General features: G+C 41.8%; 26 protein-coding genes. 12 read left to right on the forward strand and 14 right to left on the reverse strand.

What is annotated here, in order from left to right; genetic code table 11:
• The first annotated feature begins 305 nt into the window (after positions 1-305).
• Positions 306-1,397, forward strand: a complete 1,092-nt coding sequence (locus FNK51_RS20435; protein WP_098370620.1) for an FUSC family protein — start codon at positions 306-308, stop codon at positions 1,395-1,397.
• A gap of 57 nt (positions 1,398-1,454) precedes the next feature.
• Here the strand turns inward: FNK51_RS20435 and FNK51_RS20440 are convergent, their stop codons facing one another.
• Positions 1,455-1,913 (reverse strand): MarR family winged helix-turn-helix transcriptional regulator, encoded by a 459-nt coding sequence (locus FNK51_RS20440; protein ID WP_081395760.1) that lies wholly within the window; start codon positions 1,911-1,913, stop codon positions 1,455-1,457.
• A gap of 312 nt (positions 1,914-2,225) precedes the next feature.
• Between FNK51_RS20440 and FNK51_RS20445 the strand changes: the two genes are divergently transcribed.
• The 5 genes from FNK51_RS20445 (at position 2,226) to FNK51_RS20465 (ending at position 6,647) form a co-directional block, all read left to right on the forward strand.
• A complete protein-coding gene (locus FNK51_RS20445) occupies positions 2,226-2,864 on the forward strand; it encodes a biotin/lipoyl-containing protein (protein ID WP_141994490.1) in 639 nt (212 codons plus the stop codon).
• A 40-nt stretch (positions 2,865-2,904) separates the two neighbouring features.
• Positions 2,905-4,524, forward strand: a complete 1,620-nt coding sequence (locus tag FNK51_RS20450; RefSeq protein ID WP_098370618.1) for a DHA2 family efflux MFS transporter permease subunit — start codon at positions 2,905-2,907, stop codon at positions 4,522-4,524.
• An 18-nt stretch (positions 4,525-4,542) separates the two neighbouring features.
• Positions 4,543-5,073, forward strand: a complete 531-nt coding sequence (locus tag FNK51_RS20455) for an NAD(P)H-dependent oxidoreductase (RefSeq protein WP_141994491.1) — start codon at positions 4,543-4,545, stop codon at positions 5,071-5,073.
• Between the two features lie 13 nt (positions 5,074-5,086).
• Positions 5,087-5,434 (forward strand): hypothetical protein, encoded by a 348-nt coding sequence (locus FNK51_RS20460; RefSeq protein ID WP_141994492.1) that lies wholly within the window; start codon positions 5,087-5,089, stop codon positions 5,432-5,434.
• Positions 5,435-5,726: 292 nt separating this feature from the next.
• Positions 5,727-6,647, forward strand: coding sequence for an EamA family transporter (locus FNK51_RS20465; protein ID WP_141994493.1), 921 nt, complete (start codon positions 5,727-5,729; stop codon positions 6,645-6,647).
• 87 nt (positions 6,648-6,734) lie between these two features.
• On the opposite strand, the gene FNK51_RS20470 is transcribed toward FNK51_RS20465, so the two are convergent.
• The 5 genes from FNK51_RS20470 to fabL all read right to left on the reverse strand — a co-directional run bounded on the left by FNK51_RS20470 (position 6,735) and on the right by fabL (position 11,004).
• Positions 6,735-8,483, reverse strand: coding sequence for an ABC transporter ATP-binding protein (locus FNK51_RS20470; RefSeq protein WP_141994494.1), 1,749 nt, complete (start codon positions 8,481-8,483; stop codon positions 6,735-6,737).
• Positions 8,484-8,716: 233 nt separating this feature from the next.
• Positions 8,717-9,247, reverse strand: coding sequence for a nucleoside tri-diphosphate phosphatase (gene ntdP, locus FNK51_RS20475; protein ID WP_063234823.1), 531 nt, complete (start codon positions 9,245-9,247; stop codon positions 8,717-8,719).
• A 234-nt stretch (positions 9,248-9,481) separates the two neighbouring features.
• On the reverse strand, positions 9,482-9,736 hold the full coding sequence (locus tag FNK51_RS20480) for a YgaB family protein (protein WP_098370614.1): 255 nt from the start codon (positions 9,734-9,736) through the stop codon (positions 9,482-9,484).
• A 161-nt stretch (positions 9,737-9,897) separates the two neighbouring features.
• The gene (locus FNK51_RS20485; protein ID WP_098370613.1) at positions 9,898-10,173 is read right to left on the reverse strand and encodes a gamma-type small acid-soluble spore protein; all 276 of its coding nucleotides are present in this window, start codon (positions 10,171-10,173) and stop codon (positions 9,898-9,900) included.
• Positions 10,174-10,254: 81 nt separating this feature from the next.
• Entirely contained in the window at positions 10,255-11,004 is a 750-nt protein-coding gene (fabL, locus tag FNK51_RS20490) for an enoyl-[acyl-carrier-protein] reductase FabL (protein ID WP_063234820.1), read from the reverse strand.
• Positions 11,005-11,071: 67 nt separating this feature from the next.
• Here fabL and FNK51_RS20495 point away from each other — a divergent pair, with 67 nt between their 5' ends.
• On the forward strand, positions 11,072-11,296 hold the full coding sequence (locus FNK51_RS20495; RefSeq protein ID WP_076371141.1) for a hypothetical protein: 225 nt from the start codon (positions 11,072-11,074) through the stop codon (positions 11,294-11,296).
• A gap of 81 nt (positions 11,297-11,377) precedes the next feature.
• Here the strand turns inward: FNK51_RS20495 and FNK51_RS20500 are convergent, their stop codons facing one another.
• The gene (locus FNK51_RS20500) at positions 11,378-11,647 is read right to left on the reverse strand and encodes a hypothetical protein (RefSeq protein ID WP_141994495.1); all 270 of its coding nucleotides are present in this window, start codon (positions 11,645-11,647) and stop codon (positions 11,378-11,380) included.
• Between the two features lie 49 nt (positions 11,648-11,696).
• The gene (gene mutY, locus FNK51_RS20505) at positions 11,697-12,815 is read right to left on the reverse strand and encodes an A/G-specific adenine glycosylase (RefSeq protein ID WP_141994496.1); all 1,119 of its coding nucleotides are present in this window, start codon (positions 12,813-12,815) and stop codon (positions 11,697-11,699) included.
• A gap of 206 nt (positions 12,816-13,021) precedes the next feature.
• Here mutY and FNK51_RS20510 point away from each other — a divergent pair, with 206 nt between their 5' ends.
• Positions 13,022-13,999, forward strand: coding sequence for a metal-dependent hydrolase (locus FNK51_RS20510; protein WP_141994497.1), 978 nt, complete (start codon positions 13,022-13,024; stop codon positions 13,997-13,999).
• 56 nt (positions 14,000-14,055) lie between these two features.
• On the opposite strand, the gene FNK51_RS20515 is transcribed toward FNK51_RS20510, so the two are convergent.
• Positions 14,056-14,322 (reverse strand): YfhJ family protein, encoded by a 267-nt coding sequence (locus FNK51_RS20515; RefSeq protein ID WP_098370609.1) that lies wholly within the window; start codon positions 14,320-14,322, stop codon positions 14,056-14,058.
• A gap of 113 nt (positions 14,323-14,435) precedes the next feature.
• On the opposite strand from FNK51_RS20515, the gene FNK51_RS20520 reads away from it, so the two are divergent.
• Positions 14,436-14,591 (forward strand): small, acid-soluble spore protein K, encoded by a 156-nt coding sequence (locus FNK51_RS20520; protein ID WP_098370608.1) that lies wholly within the window; start codon positions 14,436-14,438, stop codon positions 14,589-14,591.
• Between the two features lie 42 nt (positions 14,592-14,633).
• Here the strand turns inward: FNK51_RS20520 and FNK51_RS20525 are convergent, their stop codons facing one another.
• Positions 14,634-14,945, reverse strand: a complete 312-nt coding sequence (locus FNK51_RS20525; RefSeq protein ID WP_034305394.1) for a YfhH family protein — start codon at positions 14,943-14,945, stop codon at positions 14,634-14,636.
• A 75-nt stretch (positions 14,946-15,020) separates the two neighbouring features.
• Complete coding sequence (recX, locus tag FNK51_RS20530) at positions 15,021-15,818, reverse strand: recombination regulator RecX (protein ID WP_141994498.1); 798 nt, start codon at positions 15,816-15,818, stop codon at positions 15,021-15,023.
• Positions 15,819-15,943: 125 nt separating this feature from the next.
• On the opposite strand from recX, the gene FNK51_RS20535 reads away from it, so the two are divergent.
• The 3 genes from FNK51_RS20535 to FNK51_RS20545 all read left to right on the forward strand — a co-directional run bounded on the left by FNK51_RS20535 (position 15,944) and on the right by FNK51_RS20545 (position 17,330).
• The gene (locus tag FNK51_RS20535) at positions 15,944-16,864 is read left to right on the forward strand and encodes a TIGR01777 family oxidoreductase (RefSeq protein ID WP_141994508.1); all 921 of its coding nucleotides are present in this window, start codon (positions 15,944-15,946) and stop codon (positions 16,862-16,864) included.
• A 53-nt stretch (positions 16,865-16,917) separates the two neighbouring features.
• On the forward strand, positions 16,918-17,040 hold the full coding sequence (locus tag FNK51_RS20540) for a YfhE family protein (RefSeq protein WP_081088510.1): 123 nt from the start codon (positions 16,918-16,920) through the stop codon (positions 17,038-17,040).
• Positions 17,041-17,147: 107 nt separating this feature from the next.
• Complete coding sequence (locus FNK51_RS20545; RefSeq protein WP_141994499.1) at positions 17,148-17,330, forward strand: YfhD family protein; 183 nt, start codon at positions 17,148-17,150, stop codon at positions 17,328-17,330.
• 408 nt (positions 17,331-17,738) lie between these two features.
• Here FNK51_RS20545 and FNK51_RS20550 read toward each other — a convergent pair whose 3' ends face one another.
• The 3 genes from FNK51_RS20550 to FNK51_RS20560 all read right to left on the reverse strand — a co-directional run bounded on the left by FNK51_RS20550 (position 17,739) and on the right by FNK51_RS20560 (position 21,776).
• On the reverse strand, positions 17,739-19,319 hold the full coding sequence (locus FNK51_RS20550; RefSeq protein WP_141994500.1) for a fatty acid--CoA ligase: 1,581 nt from the start codon (positions 19,317-19,319) through the stop codon (positions 17,739-17,741).
• Between the two features lie 132 nt (positions 19,320-19,451).
• Positions 19,452-20,603 (reverse strand): thiolase family protein, encoded by a 1,152-nt coding sequence (locus tag FNK51_RS20555; RefSeq protein ID WP_141994501.1) that lies wholly within the window; start codon positions 20,601-20,603, stop codon positions 19,452-19,454.
• A 27-nt stretch (positions 20,604-20,630) separates the two neighbouring features.
• On the reverse strand, positions 20,631-21,776 hold the full coding sequence (locus tag FNK51_RS20560) for an acyl-CoA dehydrogenase family protein (protein ID WP_141994502.1): 1,146 nt from the start codon (positions 21,774-21,776) through the stop codon (positions 20,631-20,633).
• Between the last annotated feature and the right edge of the window lie 26 nt (positions 21,777-21,802).

Below are 21,802 nucleotides of genomic sequence, written 5' to 3' on the forward strand. Positions count from 1 at the left end.
GATGCTCTTCAATTCGAGCATCAGCCTTTTCCAGTCATATACCTCAGGAATAGTCTTTAAACGATGGAAAAACACAGTTGAAAACAATCAACAAATTGCCTATCGTTTCTTTATATATTAAACTTGATTTTAACTATTGTAACTCTAAGGAAAATCCTGTATATTACTTTTTGTTTACATCTTCTTATTTTAGTGTAAAGTACTAACAAATAAGTTAGAATACAACTTTAAGCAAAAGCCTATATATAAATAGAGCCTTTTCTTACCACGATCCATTACAACACAAAGAAAGGATTAACCCATATATGAAGTTTGGTGCCCGCATTCTCAAAACAGGAATAGCAATTGTTTTAGCGCTTTATCTATCGGAACTGCTTAATCTTCCTGCTCCTGTCCTTTCTGGGATTGCTGCAATTTTTGCAATACAGCCGACCATTTACCGTTCATATCAAACGGTGTTGGAGCAAGTTCAAGGAAATATCATCGGCGCATTGGTTGCTGTCTCCTTCGTTTTGTTGTTCGGAAATGATATTTTTATAATCGGTCTTGCCGTAATGGTTGTCATAACCATCAATTTAAAACTGAAAATGGATAAAACGATTGTCCTTTCCATCGTGACGGTCATTGCCATCATGGAAAGCCAGGAAGGGGAATTCCTGAATTTTGCCTTTATTCGTCTCTCATCCGTTTTGCTCGGTATCGTTTCTTCGTTCATCGTGAATCTGGTTTTCATTCCTCCAAAGTACGAAGCAAAGCTTTATACACGCATTACAGATGTAACGGAAGACATCTTGAAATGGATCAGAATCAGCACAAGGCATGCTACAGAACACACTTTATTGAAAAAAGACATCAGCCGATTGAAGGCGGAGTTACTCGATCTGGAACATATCTATTCCATGTACAAAGAGGAACGGGAATATTTCAAGAAGAACAGTGTAGCTAAAGCAAGAAAGCTTGTCGTTTATCGGCAGATGATCATAACGACAAAAAAAGCGTTTGAAACCTTGAAGAGAGTCCATAAATTCGAGAATGAAGTATATCAAATGCCTGAAGATTTCCAACGGAGCATCTTACAGCAGCTTGATTCCTTGATCCGCAAGCATGAACAATTGATATTACTGCATATCGAAAAAATCAAGTCCATCGACGAGATTGAAGATTGGGACCAGGATTGTCTAAGTCGTAAAGAGCTGCTCGCCCACTTTTTCGAACAGCAAAATCAAGTGGACGAAATGCATGATAATCTGGGCCATCTCTCTGCCCGCCTTGTACCATTGATTTCTGCAGTCATAGAATATGACGAACAATTGGAGCATCTTGAAAAGCTGATCGTCAGCTTCCAGTCCTTCCATAAGGAAGATAACGAATTATCTGTCCAGTATGAAGAAGATTAAAAAAGACGGTTCCCGGGAACCGTCTTTTTTCGTCTCTATTTCGAGCAGGCTCCTCATTCAATCATCCAAAAGGTTCTTATCAGCAGCCTTTTCAATCGTATCCAATTTCTGCAAAAGATCCTGCAGCTCATCTTCCGAGAATGAGTTGAAGTTCTTGCCCATCAATTGGTTATGATCCGCAAGGACTCTCCCCAAAATCGCTTCCCCTGCCTCTTTCAATTCAAGATTGATGACCCTGCGATCCTTTTCTGATGGCTGCCGTTTCACATAATCCATTTCGACCAGCTTATCTACAAAAACGGTAATCGCACTTGGCTTTACTGTTAAGAAATCAGCCAGCTTGGTCGATTTGATCGACCCCTCTTTTTTCAATATCAATAATATGAAAAACTGAGGCGACGTTAATCCATAAGGCTGAAGATTTTTTGCTACGATGGCCCTAAGCTTCTTCCTAATCCGAAAAATCTGCATTTCTATACTATTAGTTACTTCCCATTTAAATTCCAGCCTTCTCACTCCTTATATAGGACAATCCTACCTCTTAAATTTAATTAAATGCCATTCCATTGTCAAATTTACTTTCCATATATCCTTAAAACTAAAAAAAATTCAAATTTTTACCGTTCCTCTGTATTTATTTCCCACTATTTTTCCGAATAAATTACATGACAAAAAATAATTAAACTGGTAAACTCTTTACTTATAATATTAATACTTATAAAAATTAATATTTATTAAAATTAATAAATAAACTTTAGAATAGGAGGCGGTATCCAGTCTGGTAATGAACGTTAAAATACATCATCAATATTTTTGGAGGCGAAACAAGTGAATAGAGGACGTTTAGTTTTAATCAATGTCATTGGTTTGGTTATTATAGTAGCGGTATTAGCCGGTGGGGCTTATTACTATTATGAAAGCACGAATTTCATTAAAACGGATGAAGCGAAAGTGTCGGGAGAGCTATATACCATCGTTGCCCCCGCTGCCGGTAAATTAGCAGATTGGGACTTACACGAAGGAGACAGTGTAAGTAAGAATGACCAAGTTGCCAATGTAACCACCTTAGATGGAAAAGAAGCAGTAAAAACCGCAGAACAAGGTACAATCGTTAAAACACAAGTACATGATGAGCAGCTTGTTCAAGCGGGTCAAACGCTAGCTCAGACCATCAATATGGATGATCTGTCCATAACGGCTAATATTGAGGAAAATAAATTGAAGGATATCGAAAAGGGTGACAGCGTCGATATTATCATCGATGGAGATCCCGATACTGTTTTCGAAGGTACTTTGGAACAGATCGGTTATGCCACAACGTCTGTCTTTTCAGTGATGGGCAATCAAAACAGCAGCGGAAACTATACGAAAGTCACTCAAAAAGTACCAGTTAAAATTTCCATCAAAGCACCATCCGATAAAGTTCTACCTGGAATGAACGCAGAAGTGAAAATTTCAACTAAATAAACCGGCTACACAGTTATACAGAAAGGAGGCTTTTCAATAAATGGCTTCTCAAACCATCTCAGTAAATGAAAACAAGGGAATGAAACAGTTTGCCCCCATGTTAATTATCTTAATGCTAGGTTTGTTCATGGTCATTTTGAATCAAACTCTGCTTAGTGTCGCCATGCCGAGGATGATGGCAGAATTCAATGTTGCTGCGACTACGATTCAATGGTTATCAACTGGATTCATGCTCGTGAATGGAGCCTTGATCCCACTGTCCGCTTTTTTAATAGAACGGTTTGGCACGCGGATTTTATTCCTTGCTGCCATGTTTCTATTCACTGTCGGGACATTCATCTGCGGCATTGCACCTAATTTCCCCGTCATCCTTACAGGCCGGCTGATCCAGGCGGCTGGCGGCGGGATCCTTCAGCCATTGGTCATGACGATCATCCTTTTCATCTTCCCTCCGGAAATGCGCGGGAAAGGAATGGGGATATTCGGACTGGCCATTATGTTTGCCCCTGCCATCGGTCCGACTTTATCAGGTTGGGTCATTCAGGAATATAGCTGGCGGGTCATGTTCTACGCAATGGTGCCATTAGGCATGATAGTCATAATACTTGCCCTTTTAAGCATGCATAATGTAGCAGAACCAAAGAAAATCAAATTGGATTTATTGGGCGCCTCTTTATCCTTGCTAGGTGTTGCATCATTACTATATGGTGTCAGTGAAGCAGGTTCCAAAGGCTGGACGGATTCAATCGTTCTGGGAACGATCATCATCGGGCTGATCCTATTGACCCTATTTGTGGTTCAACAGCTAAAATCGGAAACACCTATGCTCGACTTCCGTGTATTCAAGTATGACATGTTCGTATTATCGAATATCATTTCCGCCATCGTCACAGTGGCCATGTTTACTGGGATATTCTTATTGCCAATATATTTGCAGACTTTAAGAGGCTTCACACCAGTTCAATCCGGTCTATTGATGTTACCCGGAGCCCTTGTGATGATGGTGATGTCACCCATTTCAGGAGCATTATTTGACAAAATCGGTCCTCGTCCATTAGCACTTTTTGGTTTAGCGATCACTGCTGTCACAACCTTCGAATTTGCTAATTTGACTACGGAAACAACCTATTCGACTTTGGTAATCATCTATGCCATCCGCGCACTTGGAATGTCTTTACTGATGATGCCGATCATGACAGCAGGGATGAACCAGCTTCCTAAGCATTTGAATACACATGGTACGGCAATGAGCAATACGCTGAAACAGGTTACCGGAGCCATTGGTACGAGCTTCGTGACGACCATTTATACTACCCGTGCTTCTTTCCATGGAACTGCTTTAGGAACGGAAATGAGTACGAGTGATCCCGGTTTTGTTCAGAATTTCCAAACAATCGTCCAATCCATCATGAGTTCGATGAATCAAACTAGTGAACAGGCACAGGAAACTGCCATGTCGCTGATTTCTTCACAAATCCAGGGTCAAGCAAATGTGATGGGAATCAATGATGCATTCTTTTGGGCAACAGGCTTCGCAATTGTCGGTATCGTTCTCTCACTGTTTTTGCGTGACGTTCGGAAAGACAAAGCAATGAAAAAAGCTAAACAGGAACATTTGGATGTACCTTTGCTTCCTTCACCAGTAAAAAAATCGGTTTAACTAAATGGGGGAATAAAAATGAAGATCTATGTTGTTTACGACAGTGAAGGTAACCATACGAAAGCACTTGCCGAATCAATAGCTCAAGGAGCCGCTGCGGTTCCTGGGGCTGAGGTTCTCATTGACCATGTAAACGAGGCGGATGTTTATAAGCTTCAGGAAATGGATGCAATCATTTGGGGCTGTCCCGGTCATTTCGGCACCATCAGTTCGAGTTTGAAAACATGGATTGATAAACTTGGGTATCTATGGGCGGAAGGTGCGCTGATCAATAAAGTGGGTGCTGTATTCTGTACGACCGCCACCGTACATGGCGGACTCGAGGCTACCATGCTGAACTTAATCACCCCAATGCTTCACCAAGGAATGATCATTGTGGGCTTACCCGGCACTGTCCCGGAAAACGCCTTATATGGTTCCTACTATGGAGTAGGGATAAGCTGTCCACCCGGTGTGGATGACAACATCACCAAAAATGACTTGCAGCTTGGAGAAGCATTAGGAAAACGGGTAGCCGATGTCACTCGTTCATTCATAAACGAGCTCTAGGAGGCTTGATTCAATGGGCATAATTCTAATTATCATCGTTGCCATAATAGCGGTTACGGGCTTGATCACCTTCAATATCAAAGCCTTATCACCTGAAGATAAGCCGCCGGGTGTCGAGGAAGAGAACTCATTGGAAGAGTCCTCTTTCTCTTCGGCAGATGATTCCGTTACCGAAATCATCTCCCCAACAGACAATGATGAATTGAAAATGAACGATCAGGATTATCGTTTGGCTCTTTCCAAGCTTCACAATCTAAAGCCAAATGATGAGCCAACTGCAGAAAAAAAGCCTAATCTTCGCAAAATGAAAGACGCGGAATATCGTGGTACATTGGAAGACTTCCAGGAAAATCGTGACTGAAACACATCCCCCCATTCGGCTATTCGCCTCTTTGGGGGTTTTCAATTACTATGCATGAAAGAAACATTTTCGACCTCTGCCGCCACCTTTAGCTTAAAGATCGACTGCAGGCTTAACTTATTTTTCTGGTTGACAAATATTCACAAAGACTTTAAGCTAAGTTAATGCAACACAAACAATTTTTTAAACTCAGCTTTTGTTGAGAGACGGAATTTTAAAAGGATTTCCTTTTTTCGTTCGTCACTTGCCTTTTTGGCAGGTGGCGATTTTTATTTTTACAGGGGTGAAAAACATGCAACTTTTGAAGTATTCCATAATGGTCTTAATCGGTTCGATCTCATATGGGACATTATCAACGATGATCAAGTTTGGATTCATGGATGGCCATTCTTCTGGAGAACTGGTCGGCAGTCAATACCTCGTAGGTTGGCTGATTGTCTCCGTAATATTTCTTTTTTCGTTTAAATATAAAGTTTCATGGAAGAGTGCCGGATTACTTTTAATCACGGGCATGATGTCCACTTTCGTCGGAAAGGCATATGCCGTTTCCGTATCCGAGCTTCCCGCGTCAATTGCCGTTGTCTTTTTATTTCAATTTACCTGGATAGGCGTCCTTATTGAAAGTTTCTTAAATAAAAGACGCCCGGATAAAAATAAACTCATTGCCATTTTCGTCCTCTTCATCGGTACATTATTGGCAGGGGCGATCTTTGGTCAGCCTCTATCTGGTCTAAGCCTAAAAGGCGTATTGTTCGGACTATTGTCTGCTTTGCTTTTTGCGCTGTATATGTATTGCAACTCTCAATTCGCAGTTGGGGAAGCTTCAATGAAACGGTTGTTTTTCATTGCAACGGGTGGCATGCTGACTGCTGTATTCACTACTAATCCCGTCACACTTGTGACGAATCTTGTCCAAACGAACCTATGGTACTACGGTCTGCTGCTCGGCACTTTGGGTGTTCTAGTTCCTTTCTTTTTCTTTGCTGTCAGTTTGCCAAAAGTGGGTGTCGGGCTTGGAACGATTCTTTGCGCAGCGGAACTGCCTTCAGCGATGGTCGTTTCCGTCATCTTCTTGAATGAACAGGTTACGTCACTGCAATGGTTCGGGATGTGCTTGATCATTGTCGGCATCGCCTTGCCTGTGGGAATAAAGCATCTTCCTCAATTCCTTCCTGACAGGAAAAAAACGCTTCATGAAAAAAGGATCTCATAAAGTGTATGCACCGGTACGTATAAGAATAAGAAAGACCATTCCTGTTAGCGGAATGGTCTTTCTTTTGTATATTATTTTCCTTTTCCCTTAAGAATCCAATTGTTGTACTTGAAATAGGTTGTAGTAATGCCCTTGCCTTTTCATAAGTTCTTCGTGTGTTCCCATTTCCGTAATTTCCCCATTATCGATATGAACGATCCGATCGGCATGGGTGATGGTTGATAACCGATGTGCCACGATGATGGTGGTCCGGTTTTTCGCCAAAATATCCAGCGCCTCCTGGATATAGTGTTCACTTTCCAAATCCAATGCGGATGTGGCTTCGTCGAGAACAAGGATTGGCGGGTTTTTCAAAAATACCCTCGCAATGGCCACCCGTTGCTTTTGGCCTCCGGATAATTTAACTCCCCGCTCCCCGACTTTCGTTTCATATCCTTCTTTTAAACCCATGATGAAGTCATGGGCATTCGCCGCCTTTGCCGCTTCAAATACTTCTTCATCACTTGCATCGGGCCGTCCCATAAGGATGTTGGCCTTAACCGATTCACTAAATAAGATATTATCCTGTAGAACCATTCCTATTTTATCTCTTAGGCTGCGGACTTGATATTTACGGATATCCGTCCCATCCAATAATACCCTTCCCTCCGTTACATCATAGAAACGGGAAATTAAACTGACGATGGAGGATTTCCCTCCGCCGCTCATCCCGACAAGTGCAATGGTTTCCCCTGGTTTAACATCCAAATTTATATGTTTCAAAACGGGTGCCTCTTTCTCGTCATAAGCAAACGATACATCCTGAAAGGTTATTCGGCCATCCACATGCTTCAGCTCTTTCGCTCCTGGTTCGTCATCGATATCATACTTCTCATCCACAAACTCAAAAACCCTGTCCATGGACGCCAATGTCTGGGTCATTGTCGTCGAAGAGTTAACTAAACGTCTTAGGGGATTATATAGCCGGTCTATGAAACCGACGAAAGCAACCATGGTACCCAATGACAATTGTTCATGAATGACCTGATAACCGGCAAAGCCTATCACGAGCAGGGGAGCAATATCCGTGATCGTATTCACGACAGCAAATGACTTAGCATTCCAGCTCGTATGCTTTAGGGCCTTATCGAGGAAATTCTTGTTCTGCTTCGCAAACAATTCCTGTTCCCTGTCCTCTATCGCAAAGCTTTTGATGACTGACATCCCTGAAACCCGTTCATGAAGGTGACTCTGTACATCCGCTAACGCTTGGGACCGAATCCTTGTATAGGTTCTCAGCTTGCCGAAGAAATGCTTAATCGAAAATGCGTAAAATGGAAGCATGATGATGGATACAATGGTTAACTTCACGTCCATCGTAAACATGATGACTATCACTATGATGATCGTTGCGATATCGAGCCAAAGGTTCATCAGACCCGTGATCACAAAGTTCTTCGTTTGTTCCACATCCGTGATCATCCTTGAAATGACCTCGCCCACCCTTGTATTAGAATAATATTTAAAACTCAGTTTCTGTATATGAGTAAATAAATCATTACGAATATCATATAAGATTTTCGTTCCGGTCCATTGAGCGAAATATTGACGGTAATACTCAATCGGCGGTCTGACTGCAACGAAAATGAATATCATGATGGCCATTGCCCATAAAAGGCGTTCGGACTTCACGGCTTTGGACAGGTCACCATTTCCGATGATGTCATCCACTATATACTTACTGAGTAATGGAAGCAAAAGCGGAATCGCGAACTTTAGCAATCCAATCAGTACCGTCCCGATTATCTGCCATTTATATGGTTTGACGAATTGCAAATATCTCTTAATGCTCCCCACGGATTTCCTCCTTTTCTGAATCATTAAATCCAAAAGTCAATTTGGAATCTTATATCTTATATGCAATTATATTTTCCTTTTCGATGATTAACTATCAAAAGGATTTTCATTCACTAACTTTCATAACCATTTATAGGAGGTTTAATGGTTCCTGCATTCTTGAAAGATTGAATCAGATAGTAGGCATGATACATAATGAAAAAGCCTGCCAATTATGCAGCAGGCCTTTTCTATCATCGATAGGTTAAAAAGCGTTCATACCAACTATCAATAAACTCTGCGGAGAATGGTCCTTTTCGCTGGCGTATCATATAAATCAAATAGTCTACGTTCTGTTTCAATATTGAATCGATGGCATCCGGGTAATTCATTTCTTTCCGATGCCTTTCATATTCATCCTCATCCAGCAAATTAAACGTCATATCTGGGAATACTTTAATGTCCAGGTCATAGTCAATGTATTTCAATGCTCCCGATTCGTATGTGAACGGCGAACTGATATTGCAATAATAATAAACCCCGTCCTCTCTCAACATACCAATAACATTAAACCAATACTTTGAATGAAAATAGCAAATCGCCGGCTCTCTCGTAATCCAGGTCCTTCCATCTGATTCAGTTACCATAGTACGGTCATTCGCTGCTATCACCAGATTTTGGGTCCCTTTTAAAACGGTCGTCTCTTCCCAGATACGATGGATATGTCCATTATGTTTATAGCTATGGATTTGGATTTTTCCTCCTTCGGCAGGAACAATCCCCATTTATCTCTCCCTACTTTCTATAGACACCCTGACAGCGTACTGTGCCCTATTCCGTTTGCAGTTTTTGTGTGTATTTAAAAATATATACTTTTTTCCATTTACCCTATATTCCTATATTATAGCGATTTATTCATAAATTTAAAACAAAAGTGGCTAATCTCCAAGTGAAAATGTGTAAATAAGTCGAAAAAGTCTGACCATCCACCCATTTTAACTAAGAAATTAGCCGGTTATTTATCGTATGGCAGCCTGTCCTTGCTGAAAATAACGGATGACTTCTTCCGTTTGCTTCTCGAACATATCATGGATACTTTTCAATTCCTGCTTTTTGAGTTGAATATCTTCCTGAATGGTGACTGCTTCACTCTCCTCTTCCAGGGCAAGGAGTTGCTTCTCTATATCTTGGCATCTTTCGATTTCGGATTGTAAAAGTAAAAGCTTATCCATCGTTTTCAACTGGTTGTTTATAAGCCGGTTAAATTCCTCCATGAATGCACCTTCCTAATCTGTATTTTTTCTATAGTATGTATATTCTATTTTTATCCGTTTTTTCCTTTGACATAAAATGTAAACACGACGAAACATTTGTCGAATCCAATGAAAGGCAAAAAAAAGCACCCTTCATAAAGAAGGATGCTTTTCATCGGCGATTAGCCTTGGCTTTTATTGCTTTGAGATTTTTGGTTTTGTTGTTTCACTTCTTGAACGTTAGTTTCAGAAGCAAACTCTGTACCGTATTGGCCTTGTGCTTGACCTTGACCTTTTTTTTGCTGAGATTGCGCGTTTTGTTGTCTCACTTCTTGAACGTTAGTTTCAGAAGCAAATTCTGTACCGAATTGGCCTTGACCTTGTTGAGATTGCGCGTTTTGTTGTCTCACTTGTTGAGCATTAGTACCTGCTTGTGATTTATTCATGTTTTTAGCCATTGATATCACCTCCACGATAATAAGATAACCATTATCCAGGAGTGTTATCCAACTAAAAACATTTAAATTTTTCCAGTTATATTAAACAAGCAATGAAATGCCTCCATCAACTATTACGGTTTGCCCACGAATCATACTGGCTCCATCGGAAATTAAAAACAGGATGGTATTCACCATATCTTCCACCTCGACCATCCTTCCAGCCGGAGTCTGTTCTGCCGCCTCGGCAAGCATTTCATCCCGATTCGGGAAAGACTTCAGGGCATCTGTATCGATCACACCGCCTGAAACGGCATTGACACAAATATTTTTTGCAGCTAATTCGACCGCTAAATATCTTGTTAGGGCTTCAAGCGCAGCTTTGGAAACTCCAACAGCTGTATAATTTTTCAAATAGCGAATGGACCCTAGTGAACTGATGCTGACGATTTTCCCCCCGCCGTTCCTCTCCATTAATTTCGCCGCTTCCTGTGCACAGAAAAGGAGGGCTTTTGTATTGATATCCATGGTCCAGTTCCAATGGGATTCCTCCAGCTCCATCAACGGACGCTGCACTCCTGAAGCCGCATTATTGATGAAAATATCCAAACGTCCATAATAAGCATCAATTTCCTCGAACATGCTTTTCACTTTCGCAACGTCACCGACATTTGCCTTAACTACAAGAGCTTTACGCCCCAACGCTTCAATTTCGGCTGCCACTTCTAATGCTTTTGACTTGCTCCGGGCATAATTAATAACGAGGTCGTAACCTTCCTCTGCAAGCCTTATTGCCGTGCTTCTGCCTAAACCTTTACTGCTACCTGTAACGAGTGCCACTTTTTGTTCCATTCGTTTATTCATCCTTTCTGAGTAAACACCGAGTATTAAAAATCATTTTTTAAGGAGTGTTACTGTTATGTATGTTGGACGTGATATGACAGAGTTGTCGATGATGAAAAAATCGGATTGGGAAAATAGTGAACTTGCCTATTTTCATCACTCCCTTCAACAAATGGTACCTTATTTAAACCAAGAAGGACAGAGTATCCATAGCGAAATCGTCAAAGAAATTGAAAATAGAGGCGGACTTAACAGGCAGGAAGCCGATTATACTCATGGAACGAAAACCCTTTACGATTGATTCTAAACGGATATGGCTTTGAAAATCAACAAATGGAAGAGGATATCTTAGCGGATATCCTCTTTCATGCTCCCAATATCACTAGCGCCTTTTTTTAATCACAATTTTATTATAAGACGTTATAGCCATTGCGCAAATCAGGGCTGTCCCCAAGAATGTTAACGAATATAAAGAAGGTGAAATTACCTTACCGAATACTGTTTCATTCTGGAGCGCCCCTGCTTGTTCCCATGCATTTTCAATGTCCGGTTTATATCGGCTCGTTTTTATGGACCCCACCATTATCGTACTCCCAAAATATAAAGCATGAATGATGATTGAACCCATGAATGCTTGAATAACTATCCTCATTTCCATGCCCCCAATACCCTTATATTACCACATAACCAAATGAGAGCCTTTATTCAATACGTTCTTTTTCTTTATACGCCTTCATCATTTTTTGGTGGGAAACCGGAAATGCCAACTCCTCCATCTCTGCTTCATTCACCCACTTAAGTTGCTGTTCTCTAAGTGTCTCTTCACTGATGGCATCTTTGACCACTCCGATATATGTGTCCACTTTCCAAACGAGATGTGAGAAAACATGTTCAATTCTCACAAGCGATTCAGTGATTTCAGGTTTGACGCCATACATTTCCTGAAACCGACTCTCGAAGAATTCCCGCTTATGCAAAAGGGATGAATGGTTTTCGAAGTTCGGATATTCCCAAAGATTTGCAAGCAATCCTTCTGATGCTCGCTTGTGAATTAAAAATTCACCTTTTTCATTCGTTAAAACGGCCGCTACAATTGGTACATCCCGTGTTTTTTTCTTTTGGATTTTCACCGGCAATTCCGACTGAACCCCGGATTCAAATGCTAGACAATGACTTTGAACGGGACATAATAGGCAGGCAGGCTTACCTGGTGTGCAGATTAATGCTCCAAGTTCCATCAAGGCTTGATTGAAGGCAGAGGTATGTTCATGATCGATCAGCTTTCTGACGGCAGCTTCGAATGTTTTTCTAGTCTTTGGCTTTGCTATGTCTTCATATATCATCAATATCCTTGATAAAACACGCATGACGTTTCCATCAACAGCTGGCTCAGGCTTGCCGTATGCGATACTAAGAATCGCACCAGCTGTATAAGGGCCGACACCTTTCAATTTTGAAATTTCCTCGGGATCATCCGGTACGATTCCATTATATGATGCCTTCACTTCCTGAACGGCACTATGCAGATTCCTTACACGTGAGTAATATCCCAGACCTTCCCATGCTTTTAGGATTTTCTCTTCATCGGCATTGGCAAAATCCTCGAGTGTTGGGAACCATTCCACAAATCGGTTGAAATAAGGAATCACCGTGTCCACTCTCGTTTGCTGCAGCATTATTTCAGAAACCCAAACACGGTATGGATCCTTATTTTCCCTCCATGGCAATTCTCTTTGTTCTTCGAGAAACCAGGAAACCAAATCTTTTTGAAATTCTTCGATTTTTATTTTTTCTATTGTCGGGATCGTTATTTCTTTCACATCAGTTCCTCCAAAGATGTTAAACTCTTATCAAAAAGGGGAATACCTATAGTAGGTCATTCTTTTTTTAATATCATGTTCATATCCATTTATTTGTAACAGGCATGGAAAAAAGTAAAAATTTTATTCATTTGATGGTTAATATATAAATACGGTATGATGAGAGAAGACCATTTTTTTCAAATTGTGGCAGGGAGGTTAGTTTTTTGGATACAGGTACTCACTTTGTCATGGGAATTGCTCTTGGAGGTCTTGCCACATTAGATCCTGTCATTGCGCAGAGCCCAGTCACTGCAAGTGCAGTCATAGCAGGTACAATATTGGGATCACAAGCTCCAGACATTGACACCGTTTTAAAATTAAGGAATAACGCTGTATATATTCGAAATCACCGTGGAATCACGCATTCCATTCCCGCTGTTTTACTTTGGCCCTTGATTATCAGCGGAGCACTTTTCGCCATCATACCTGAAGCAAATTACCTTCATCTTTGGCTTTGGACCTTTTTAGCCGTATTCCTTCATGTATTCGTGGATATATTCAATGCTTATGGGACCCAGGCTCTTAGGCCAATTTCATCAAAATGGGTAGCTTTAGGGGTCATCAATACATTTGATCCGTTCATTTTTGGAATACATGTTGCCGGCCTGATATTATGGGGCTTTGGATTTCCTCCAGGCTATTTATTTCTTTCCATTTACGGAATACTCGTCATTTACTACATTTCCAGATTCAGGGAACAAGCTTTTATAAAAAAAGTGGTCCGACGGCAAATTCCTGGAGCAAGGAAAATTCTTTTATCACCGACCATGCGTTTTCACCGCTGGAAAATTGCGGTTATTACCGAAAAGAATTATTATGTGGCACGAGCCGATAATGGATATGTGACGATACTTGATACGTTCGATCGAGTGCCATTACCTGAAAGTGAAATTCTCGAAGCCGCCAAGAAGGATATCAACTTGGCAGCCTTTCTGTCCTTTTCCCCGGTTTACCGCTTTGAAATTGAACAGATAAAAGAATATTATGAAGTCCGTTTTATCGATTTAAGATACCGAAGCAATGGATATTACCCGTTTGTGGCAGTGGTCCATTTAGACAGCGAATTGAATATCTTGAATTCTTATACCGGCTGGATCTTTAGCGAAGCGAAACTGCAGAAGAAATTGAATATTATTTTGTAATCGCTGTATATTGAAAAAGAGCTGATTCCAGGGAACCCTCTCTGGAATCAGCTTTTTTAATGCAGTCGATTCTGCTGATTTAATAACTGTCGATATTTAGGGTTCTTTGCAATGAATTCGTGGAATTGCTCACCGTAGTTATCAATCCAGGTCCTTACAACACGCGATGTCATTTCTTCTCCGGCATATTCATGCCCAGCCTTTGCATAGGTCGCTTCGAAATCTTCCCATAATAATTCCACCCAAGTCAAAGCTTGCTCATACGTGATGTGTTCATTTTTCTCAAGCAGTATCTTGGTTAATCTTTCATGGTAATCATTCATTAGAACCACCTCATTGCCAATATTTTTACAGAATGAACTATACTGTCCCATACCCATACTAGTTGTAAGCGGAAACGCTTCTTTCTTTAATCTGATGCTTGGAGGAGAAAAATTTGCGAAATAAACAAAAAGGATTCCCCAACCAAAACAATAATAAATTCCATGGCGAGCCTCGTGCAAAGGCAAGATATGCTTCAAAGCGTGCAGATGGCAGTATTAATACACACCCTCAAGAAAGAATGAAAGCATCAAACGAGCGATCGAATTAACAGGTACACCAGAAGGAATCGGGTTTCTTCCCCGGTTCCTTTTTATTTCAGCATTGAAATCGGAAGTGCTTCTTCCTTACCGCTACCGCCTAAGCGGTAACCCCAGGCAAATACGCCGTTCATATAATCAATTTTGAAATAGACTCCGGGATCTCCGTCAATTTGATATATTTCACCTTTTTTGAAATCATCCGGATTTAACAAATAGGCCTTGGCCATCGTCACTTTTCGTTCCAATACGGAGTATTCATTAACCATTCCCAATTGCTCTGCTTTTCTCGCTTTTTCAGTCAACGCTGCAATTTCCTGTTGTAGTTCATAGGCGGACAACTTGCTGTATCTTACGTCGCTCATATATATGACTCCTTAAATGAAATATTAATTTACTTCTATATTAAACAAAATTTAGTGATTTGGCTATCGATGCACTTAATCCCCATCAGGATTGGAAAGATAACGCTCAATCAATTCTATTGGAAAACCTTTTCGGTATAATGCCTGCTTCATTTTTTGTTCATATTCGAAGCCTTCATGGTTTTTATATCGGCGTTGCATTTTTTCGGCATGGTGGCAAAGAGAATCCCATTGTTCATCTTCATCCTTTTCAACCGTCACATCTTCAAGTGCTTCATGGATGACATCTCTAGGGAAACCTTTCCGTAACAAGGTTTGTTCAACTTTCAGCCTTAAAGCTCGTTCGGAAATGTTTTTTTCCTTTTTGACCGCTTTTCCAGCAAGTTTCCTTGAATGTTCAATCTGAATATCATAGGGGTATTCCTTCAATGCCTCGACAACCAACTTGTCTTGCACCCCTTTTTCCTTAAGCTCGAGCTTAAGGGTAGTGGGCCCTTTATTGCCTCCATTCACATGGGTCCGTACGTAAGCCTTGGCAAATTCAAGGTCGTCTAAATAGTTAAAGCTGTATAGTTTATGTATCGCTTCTTTAATGATCGGCTCTTCCGTCTCCTTCTTTTTTAAATAAAGACGAATTTCCGATTCCGAGCGCATTCGATATGATAAATAATTAAGTGCATCGGTAAATGCTTTTTGGATTTCATCATGGAATTGTATTTCAGCCAAAATCAGGTCATCAAGTTCCATGCCCTTTTTCAAATGAAATTTCAATAGCACTTCTTCATCTACACTGAAGGCATATTTTTCGTCAACGAAAATATTATAACGATCTTTACGTTTCTTTTGGGTTGTTATTTTTGTTATGTTTGGCATAAATCCACCCCCACCCCTACTTTACCCCTTTACGTTTACCATTTCTATATATAGCATGTCTAAAAATGAAAAAAGAACATGGGCATGTTAAAGTGAAGGAAAGAAAGGGAAAGGAAGTGGTTTTCATGAAAATTGCCATTGCTGGTGGAAGCGGTTTTGTCGGCACAGCCCTTATTGATGAATTATCAAAGGAAAATCATGATATATATATTTTGACACGTCATCCCGAAAAATTTAAAAAACAGACTAATTTGACATATATCGGCTGGTTGACCAAGGACGCAAAGCCGGAAAAGCACTTGGCGGGGCTTGATGCTTTCATAAACCTTGCTGGTGAATCCCTGAACAGCGGGCGTTGGACACCTGAACGAAAACGCCGGATTGTCGAGAGCAGGGTCGAAGCCTCCAAAGAGATGAACCGGATCATTTCCATACTGCCCGATAAAGTGTCCGTCATTATTAATGCAAGTGCAATCGGATATTATGGTACTTCGGAAGATGAGACCTTTACCGAAACCTCTGAATCCATTGGTGATGATTTCTTGGCCCGTACTGTTCAACTATGGGAAAAGGAAGCGGCTAAATCACGCCCTTACAGTAAAAGGTTGGTCCTAACAAGATTCGGGGTGATTCTGGGAGAAAAAGACGGCGCACTGCCAATGATGGTTCTCCCTTATAAACTTCTCGGCGGTGGAAAGATGGGCAAAGGGAATCAGTGGCTTTCCTGGATTCATATCCATGACGTGGTCCGTGCAATCATCTTTTGCATGAACGATCAACGGATAGAAGGTCCAGTCAATTTTACGGCACCGAACCCCGTTCAAATGGATACATTCGGGAAAACGATAGGAGCTGTCCTGCACCGGCCCCATTGGTTACCCGTACCTCCCTTCTTCCTCAAGAAACTGCTAGGGGAAATGAGCATACTTGTGCTTGAAGGACAAAATGTCCTTCCCACTAAACTTAAAGAGGTAGGATTCACCTTCTCCTTTCCAACCCTTAAAGAAGCTTTACAAAATATCTTAAAAGAAGATTCTCACGTATGAAAGGGTCATTTTAGGAAAAAATAGGGATATTAAGTGAAATGGAGATGATCTAATTGCTCAAAAAACACGATAAAGAGAAAAGTAACTTAACTAGTACCCAAGCGATTCTTTATGCTCGCGAATTTAAAAAGGCAGATCGAGCTGGTGGATATACCGAGAAGAAATCCCGTCGTTAGTTTGGAGTTTTTTCCCGTACATTTTGAACAGCCACTCAACACAAAATAAGCTGGAGATGATTAGTGAATTCATCTCCAGCTTATTTTTTATTCTAGGGGGCGCTAACATGGGACAAAATAACATACACCATAATCGAGATAAGAACAAACAAAAACTTCCTCAGGTTCCTAAAAACCTGAAAAGTGACGGACTTGACGTTGAATATTCTTCCGAACTGGCTGACCAGGAAGACATCGAGGCACAAGCCCGGGCCAATGCGGCTGACCGCCGTGCTCATAATCGCCGTTAATAAGCAGGATAAACCAAACAAGGGGGAGTAAATCAGCCCCTTGTGTTTTCTTTATTTACAAAGCTTATCCACAACCCTGTGTATATTGTGGATATATTCTGAAAATACTGACAAACTATAAGTACAATAACTCACCTTATTAACATGAAAATAATGTTATTTCTGGATAACCCTGTGGATTATGTGGATAAAGAGGATGTTATGCTAATCACGCTGCATTTTTGTTGTGGATAACTATTCTCTCTTCTTGATTTGTTCCACAGGATTATTATTTATATAATAGTTCATCTATATCTTTTACGGTCTTTATTAAATTTCTTCCTTCCAAGTATTATCGCATGCGAAGCAATACTATATGACTTTTCCACCCTAACTTGTCAGTGGTTTTATCGGCTACTGACCCCGGCATTAAAGAAGGTTCCCCAAACTTTTACCATCAACATTTTCTTCCAACTGTTTACGAAGCAAGAATTTTTGTATCTTCCCGCTTGCGTTTCGAGGCAGCTCATTACAGAAGATATATCTTCTTGGACGTTTATAGTTCGCAAGTGTAACACTGTTTTTACACCAGGTTTCTAAATCTGTTTCCGCTAGCGAAGGGTCTTTGGCTACGATGAAGGCCGTCACCATTTCCCCCCATTGATCATCCGGCTGACCCAGTACTGCACAGTCGAGAACTCCTTGGTGCTCATATAGTGTATCTTCCACTTCACGTGGATAAATATTTTCCCCTCCAGAAATAATCATGTCGTCCACCCGGTCCTTGACCCACAGATATCCATCTTCATCCAGGAAACCGATGTCACCGGAATGGTACCAGCCTTTGTAAAGCGCCTTTTCGGTCTCTCTATCTTTTTGAAAGTAACCCTTCATGATACACGGACCCTTCACAAGGATTTCCCCTGTTTCCCCAGGTTCCAGCCTATCCTCGGGATCCGATGGCCCTTCGTCATTCGGACGGGCAATGATGATTTCATGATCGGAACATGCCTTGCCGGCAGAACCCGCTTTCCTAATTTGATCTTCCTCCAATAGGAGAGTGATGGCGGGACCCATTTCAGTCATTCCATAAGCTTGGATGAACTGGATGCCGAGTTTCTCCTGACAGGCACGTACAAGTGTTGGAGCCATTGGGGCTGCTCCATAAAGCCCAAGCCTCAAACTCTGGAATTTGTACTCATCCAAGTTTTCCTGGATGAGCATGTTCCACATCGTAGGTGCAGCAAAAAACTTGGTGACTCCTTCGGATTCAATCAGTTCCATGACCTTTTTGGGATTAAACTGATGTAATATGACATTTGCGGCACCGACCTGTATGCGAGGTAAAAAGGAACAGTGCAATTCAGCACAATGAAACATCGGTGCAGTGATCAAACCGATATCAGAGCGTTCATACTTCATGGCCTCTTTTAAAATCTCGGAATGTTTGACCATGTCTTTATGAAGGTGAATGACCCCTTTGGGGCGTCCGGTTGTCCCGCTCGTATACATGATGGCATAGATATCATCTTCGTGAACGTCCACTTCATCTGGCTTCGATGAGATACTGGCCATTTTCTGGCGGTAACCTTTTGCATATCCAGGCACATCATCATCAATATACCAAAAAGCCGTTGTCGGAAATCGTTTTTCAACCGCGGCAACGTTCGATTCCAATTCGTGTTCGAATAAAACGACCTTTGGAGCAGCGTCGTTCAAGATGAAGGCCAACTCTTCCGGCATTAAACGGAAGTTGATCGGGTTAAAGATTGCACCGATTTTTGCACAGGCAAAGAATGCTGTTGCAAGCTCTTCATTGTTGTAAAGGTACGTAGAGACCCTGTCCCCTTTTCGCACCCCTTCCGCTTGAAGGGCCGCCGCCAACCTATTCACCTGCTCATTCCATTGAATGTACGTATAGCGGATATTTCTTCTCACGTCGTATATAGCTTCTTTAATGGGGAATTTCTGAACCGTCTGATCAAAGATATTTTTAATCGTTACTGACATATCATGTTCCTCCTCAAGTAACCACCATCAACAGGAAGAGTTCAGGCAAAGCCTGCAGATGGTCGGCTTCATCCCTTTTTCAGCTTTTACTTTCGTGCGAATTATGAATGTTCATAAATGGATAGTCCGGCTTCAGTCCAATCTTTCAATGATGGTTGCATTTGCCATGCCGTGGCCTTCACACATTGTTTGCAGCCCATAACGGCCGCCCGTCCTTTCTAACTCATGGATCATCGACACCATCAATCGGGCCCCGCTTCCGCCAAGAGGATGACCCAAGGCAATCGCCCCGCCATTTGGATTCAGCTTTTGGGGGTCTGCCCCCGTTTCTTTTAGCCAGGCAATCGGTACAGGAGCGAAAGCCTCATTCACTTCAAAGATATCGATATCATCAATTGTAAGACCTGCTTTTTCCAAAGCTTTTTGGGTGGCGGGAATCGGTCCCGTAAGCATCAGGGTGGGATCTGACCCGACAACAACCCGTGTATGCACTTTAAAGCGCGGTTTCACTCCAAGTTCTTCGGCTTTACTGCGTTCCATCAATAATAAAGCGGCAGCACCGTCACTGATCTGACTTGAGTTCCCTGCATGGATTAAACCGCCTTCTTGAAAAACCGGTTTCAATCCAGCAAGTACTTCAAGCGTAGTTCCATCCCTTGGGCCTTGATCTTCCGTAACTTCGATTTGATTTCCTTCTTTATCAGTACCCGTTACTGATATCATTTCACGGATAAAATGCCCTTCTTTTTGAGCACGTATTGCCTTGGCATGGCTCTCAACGGAAAACTGATCACAATCTTCCCGTGTTATTCCCCACTTATCGGCGATTCTCTCAGCTGACAAACCTTGGTTGATCACCTCATACGAGTCCATATACTTTTGGCTTGTTACAGCACCTTGATAATTAGACCCCATGGGAACTCGTGACATGTTTTCCACACCACCGGCCACTACCACATCCATATCACCTGACAAGATGGCCTGGGAAGCGAAATGGACTGCCTGCTGACTTGATCCGCATTGACGGTCAATCGTCGTTCCCGGCACTTCAATCGGAAATCCGGCAATCAGTGCAGCAACCCTTGCTATATCACCAGCCTGTTCGCCCGACTGTGAAACACAACCTAAAATGACATCATCGACAATAGCCGGATCGATGCCCGCCTTTTCAATCAGCTTCTTCAATACTTCCCCTGCCAGATCATCTGGGCGAACGTCTTTCAAGACACCGTTCCTTCTGCCTACTGGCGTGCGGATCCCTTCAACGATAACCACTTCCCGCATATACTCTCTCCCCTTCTCATCCTTTTATTATAGACCCAGATTCTTAGCGATGATTTTCTTCATGATTTCATTTGTCCCGGCATAGATGCTTGCTACCGGAACATCCCGATACCTTCTGGCAATCTTGTATTCCTCCATAAATCCATAGCCGCCATGGAGCTGCATGCATTCAATGGATATTTTTCTGGCAGTCTCCGTCAAACGCCATTTTGCCATCGAAACTTCCGTTACAACCTGTTCACCAGCCATATGTTTGGCGATCAATTGATCTAGGAAGGCACGCCCCATTTTGATTTCCGTTGCCATTTCCGCGATTTTGAATTGGGTATTTTGAAACTGACTTACGGATTTTCCGAACGCTTCCCTGCCCTTCACGTACTCAATCGTATCGGCCAGCATATCCTCAGATGCGGTTTGAGCACAAATTGCTACCACAAGGCGTTCCTGCTGCAGTTTTTCCATTAAGTAAGTAAACCCCTTGCCTTCTTCACCAAGCAGGTTTTCCTTAGGAATACGGCAATCCTCGAAGATGAGTTCTGCTGTATCCTGACAGTGCAAGCCAAGTTTCTTCAGTTTTCGCCCCCTGGAAAATCCGGGTGTATCCCTTTCGACCACGACTAAGCTAACGCCTTTATGTTTCGGAACGGCGCTTGGATCCGTTTTACAGGCAACGATGACCAAATCCGAATGAATGCCATTTGTGATGAATGTCTTTTGGCCATTTAATATGTAATGATCTCCATCCAAAATGGCAGTCGTTTTAATATTGGCCAAATCCGAACCTGTGCCAGGCTCTGTCATGGCAATGGCTGTAATGATTTCCCCTGTCGTGCATTTAGGTAGCCAGCGCTGTTTCTGCGACTCATTTCCGTATGCGGAAATATACGGAACGGTGATGTCACTGTGAAGTCCAAAACCAATGAAACCAGAACCGACTCTTTCCAATTCTTCATTAATTATGACAGCAAAGCCCCAATCTACCCCGGACCCCCCATAATCTTCACCAAGGTCCGGACATAAAAAACCCTGTTCCCCCATTTTCACCCAGAATGACCGGGGAATTATCCTCTCTTCTTCCCATCGTTCATAGTTGGGAACTGCTTCTTTCTCTAAAAACTTTCGGAATGACTTACGGAAAATTTCATGATCTTCACTTAGGTATGGATGCTTCATCTGTTTTCTCTCCTCTCCATTTCTTT

Source organism: Bacillus sp. B4EP4a, from assembly GCF_006680105.1.
GTDB classification, from domain to species: Bacteria; Bacillota; Bacilli; order Bacillales; family DSM-1321; genus Peribacillus; species Peribacillus simplex_E.

Bases quoted from the DNA above. Each gene is read 5' to 3' on its own strand.
- ntdP (WP_063234823.1), bottom strand. From the start codon at position 9,247: ATGGGGATTGTTCCTGCCGAAGGAGGAAAAATCCAAATCCATAGCTAT.
- FNK51_RS20450 (WP_098370618.1), top strand. From the start codon at position 2,905: ATGGCTTCTCAAACCATCTCAGTAAATGAAAACAAGGGAATGAAACAG.
- FNK51_RS20515 (WP_098370609.1), bottom strand. From the start codon at position 14,322: ATGAATGATTACCATGAAAGATTAACCAAGATACTGCTTGAGAAAAAT.
- fabL (WP_063234820.1), bottom strand. From the start codon at position 11,004: ATGGAACAAAAAGTGGCACTCGTTACAGGTAGCAGTAAAGGTTTAGGC.
- FNK51_RS20460 (WP_141994492.1), top strand. From the start codon at position 5,087: ATGGGCATAATTCTAATTATCATCGTTGCCATAATAGCGGTTACGGGC.
- FNK51_RS20500 (WP_141994495.1), bottom strand. From the start codon at position 11,647: ATGAGGATAGTTATTCAAGCATTCATGGGTTCAATCATCATTCATGCT.
- FNK51_RS20480 (WP_098370614.1), bottom strand. From the start codon at position 9,736: ATGGAGGAATTTAACCGGCTTATAAACAACCAGTTGAAAACGATGGAT.
- FNK51_RS20555 (WP_141994501.1), bottom strand. From the start codon at position 20,603: ATGCGGGAAGTGGTTATCGTTGAAGGGATCCGCACGCCAGTAGGCAGA.
- FNK51_RS20560 (WP_141994502.1), bottom strand. From the start codon at position 21,776: ATGAAGCATCCATACCTAAGTGAAGATCATGAAATTTTCCGTAAGTCA.
- FNK51_RS20485 (WP_098370613.1), bottom strand. From the start codon at position 10,173: ATGGCTAAAAACATGAATAAATCACAAGCAGGTACTAATGCTCAACAA.
- FNK51_RS20465 (WP_141994493.1), top strand. From the start codon at position 5,727: ATGCAACTTTTGAAGTATTCCATAATGGTCTTAATCGGTTCGATCTCA.
- FNK51_RS20525 (WP_034305394.1), bottom strand. From the start codon at position 14,945: ATGAGCGACGTAAGATACAGCAAGTTGTCCGCCTATGAACTACAACAG.
- FNK51_RS20455 (WP_141994491.1), top strand. From the start codon at position 4,543: ATGAAGATCTATGTTGTTTACGACAGTGAAGGTAACCATACGAAAGCA.
- FNK51_RS20545 (WP_141994499.1), top strand. From the start codon at position 17,148: ATGGGACAAAATAACATACACCATAATCGAGATAAGAACAAACAAAAA.
- FNK51_RS20535 (WP_141994508.1), top strand. From the start codon at position 15,944: ATGAAAATTGCCATTGCTGGTGGAAGCGGTTTTGTCGGCACAGCCCTT.
- FNK51_RS20435 (WP_098370620.1), top strand. From the start codon at position 306: ATGAAGTTTGGTGCCCGCATTCTCAAAACAGGAATAGCAATTGTTTTA.
- FNK51_RS20495 (WP_076371141.1), top strand. From the start codon at position 11,072: ATGTATGTTGGACGTGATATGACAGAGTTGTCGATGATGAAAAAATCG.
- recX (WP_141994498.1), bottom strand. From the start codon at position 15,818: ATGCCAAACATAACAAAAATAACAACCCAAAAGAAACGTAAAGATCGT.
- FNK51_RS20550 (WP_141994500.1), bottom strand. From the start codon at position 19,319: ATGTCAGTAACGATTAAAAATATCTTTGATCAGACGGTTCAGAAATTC.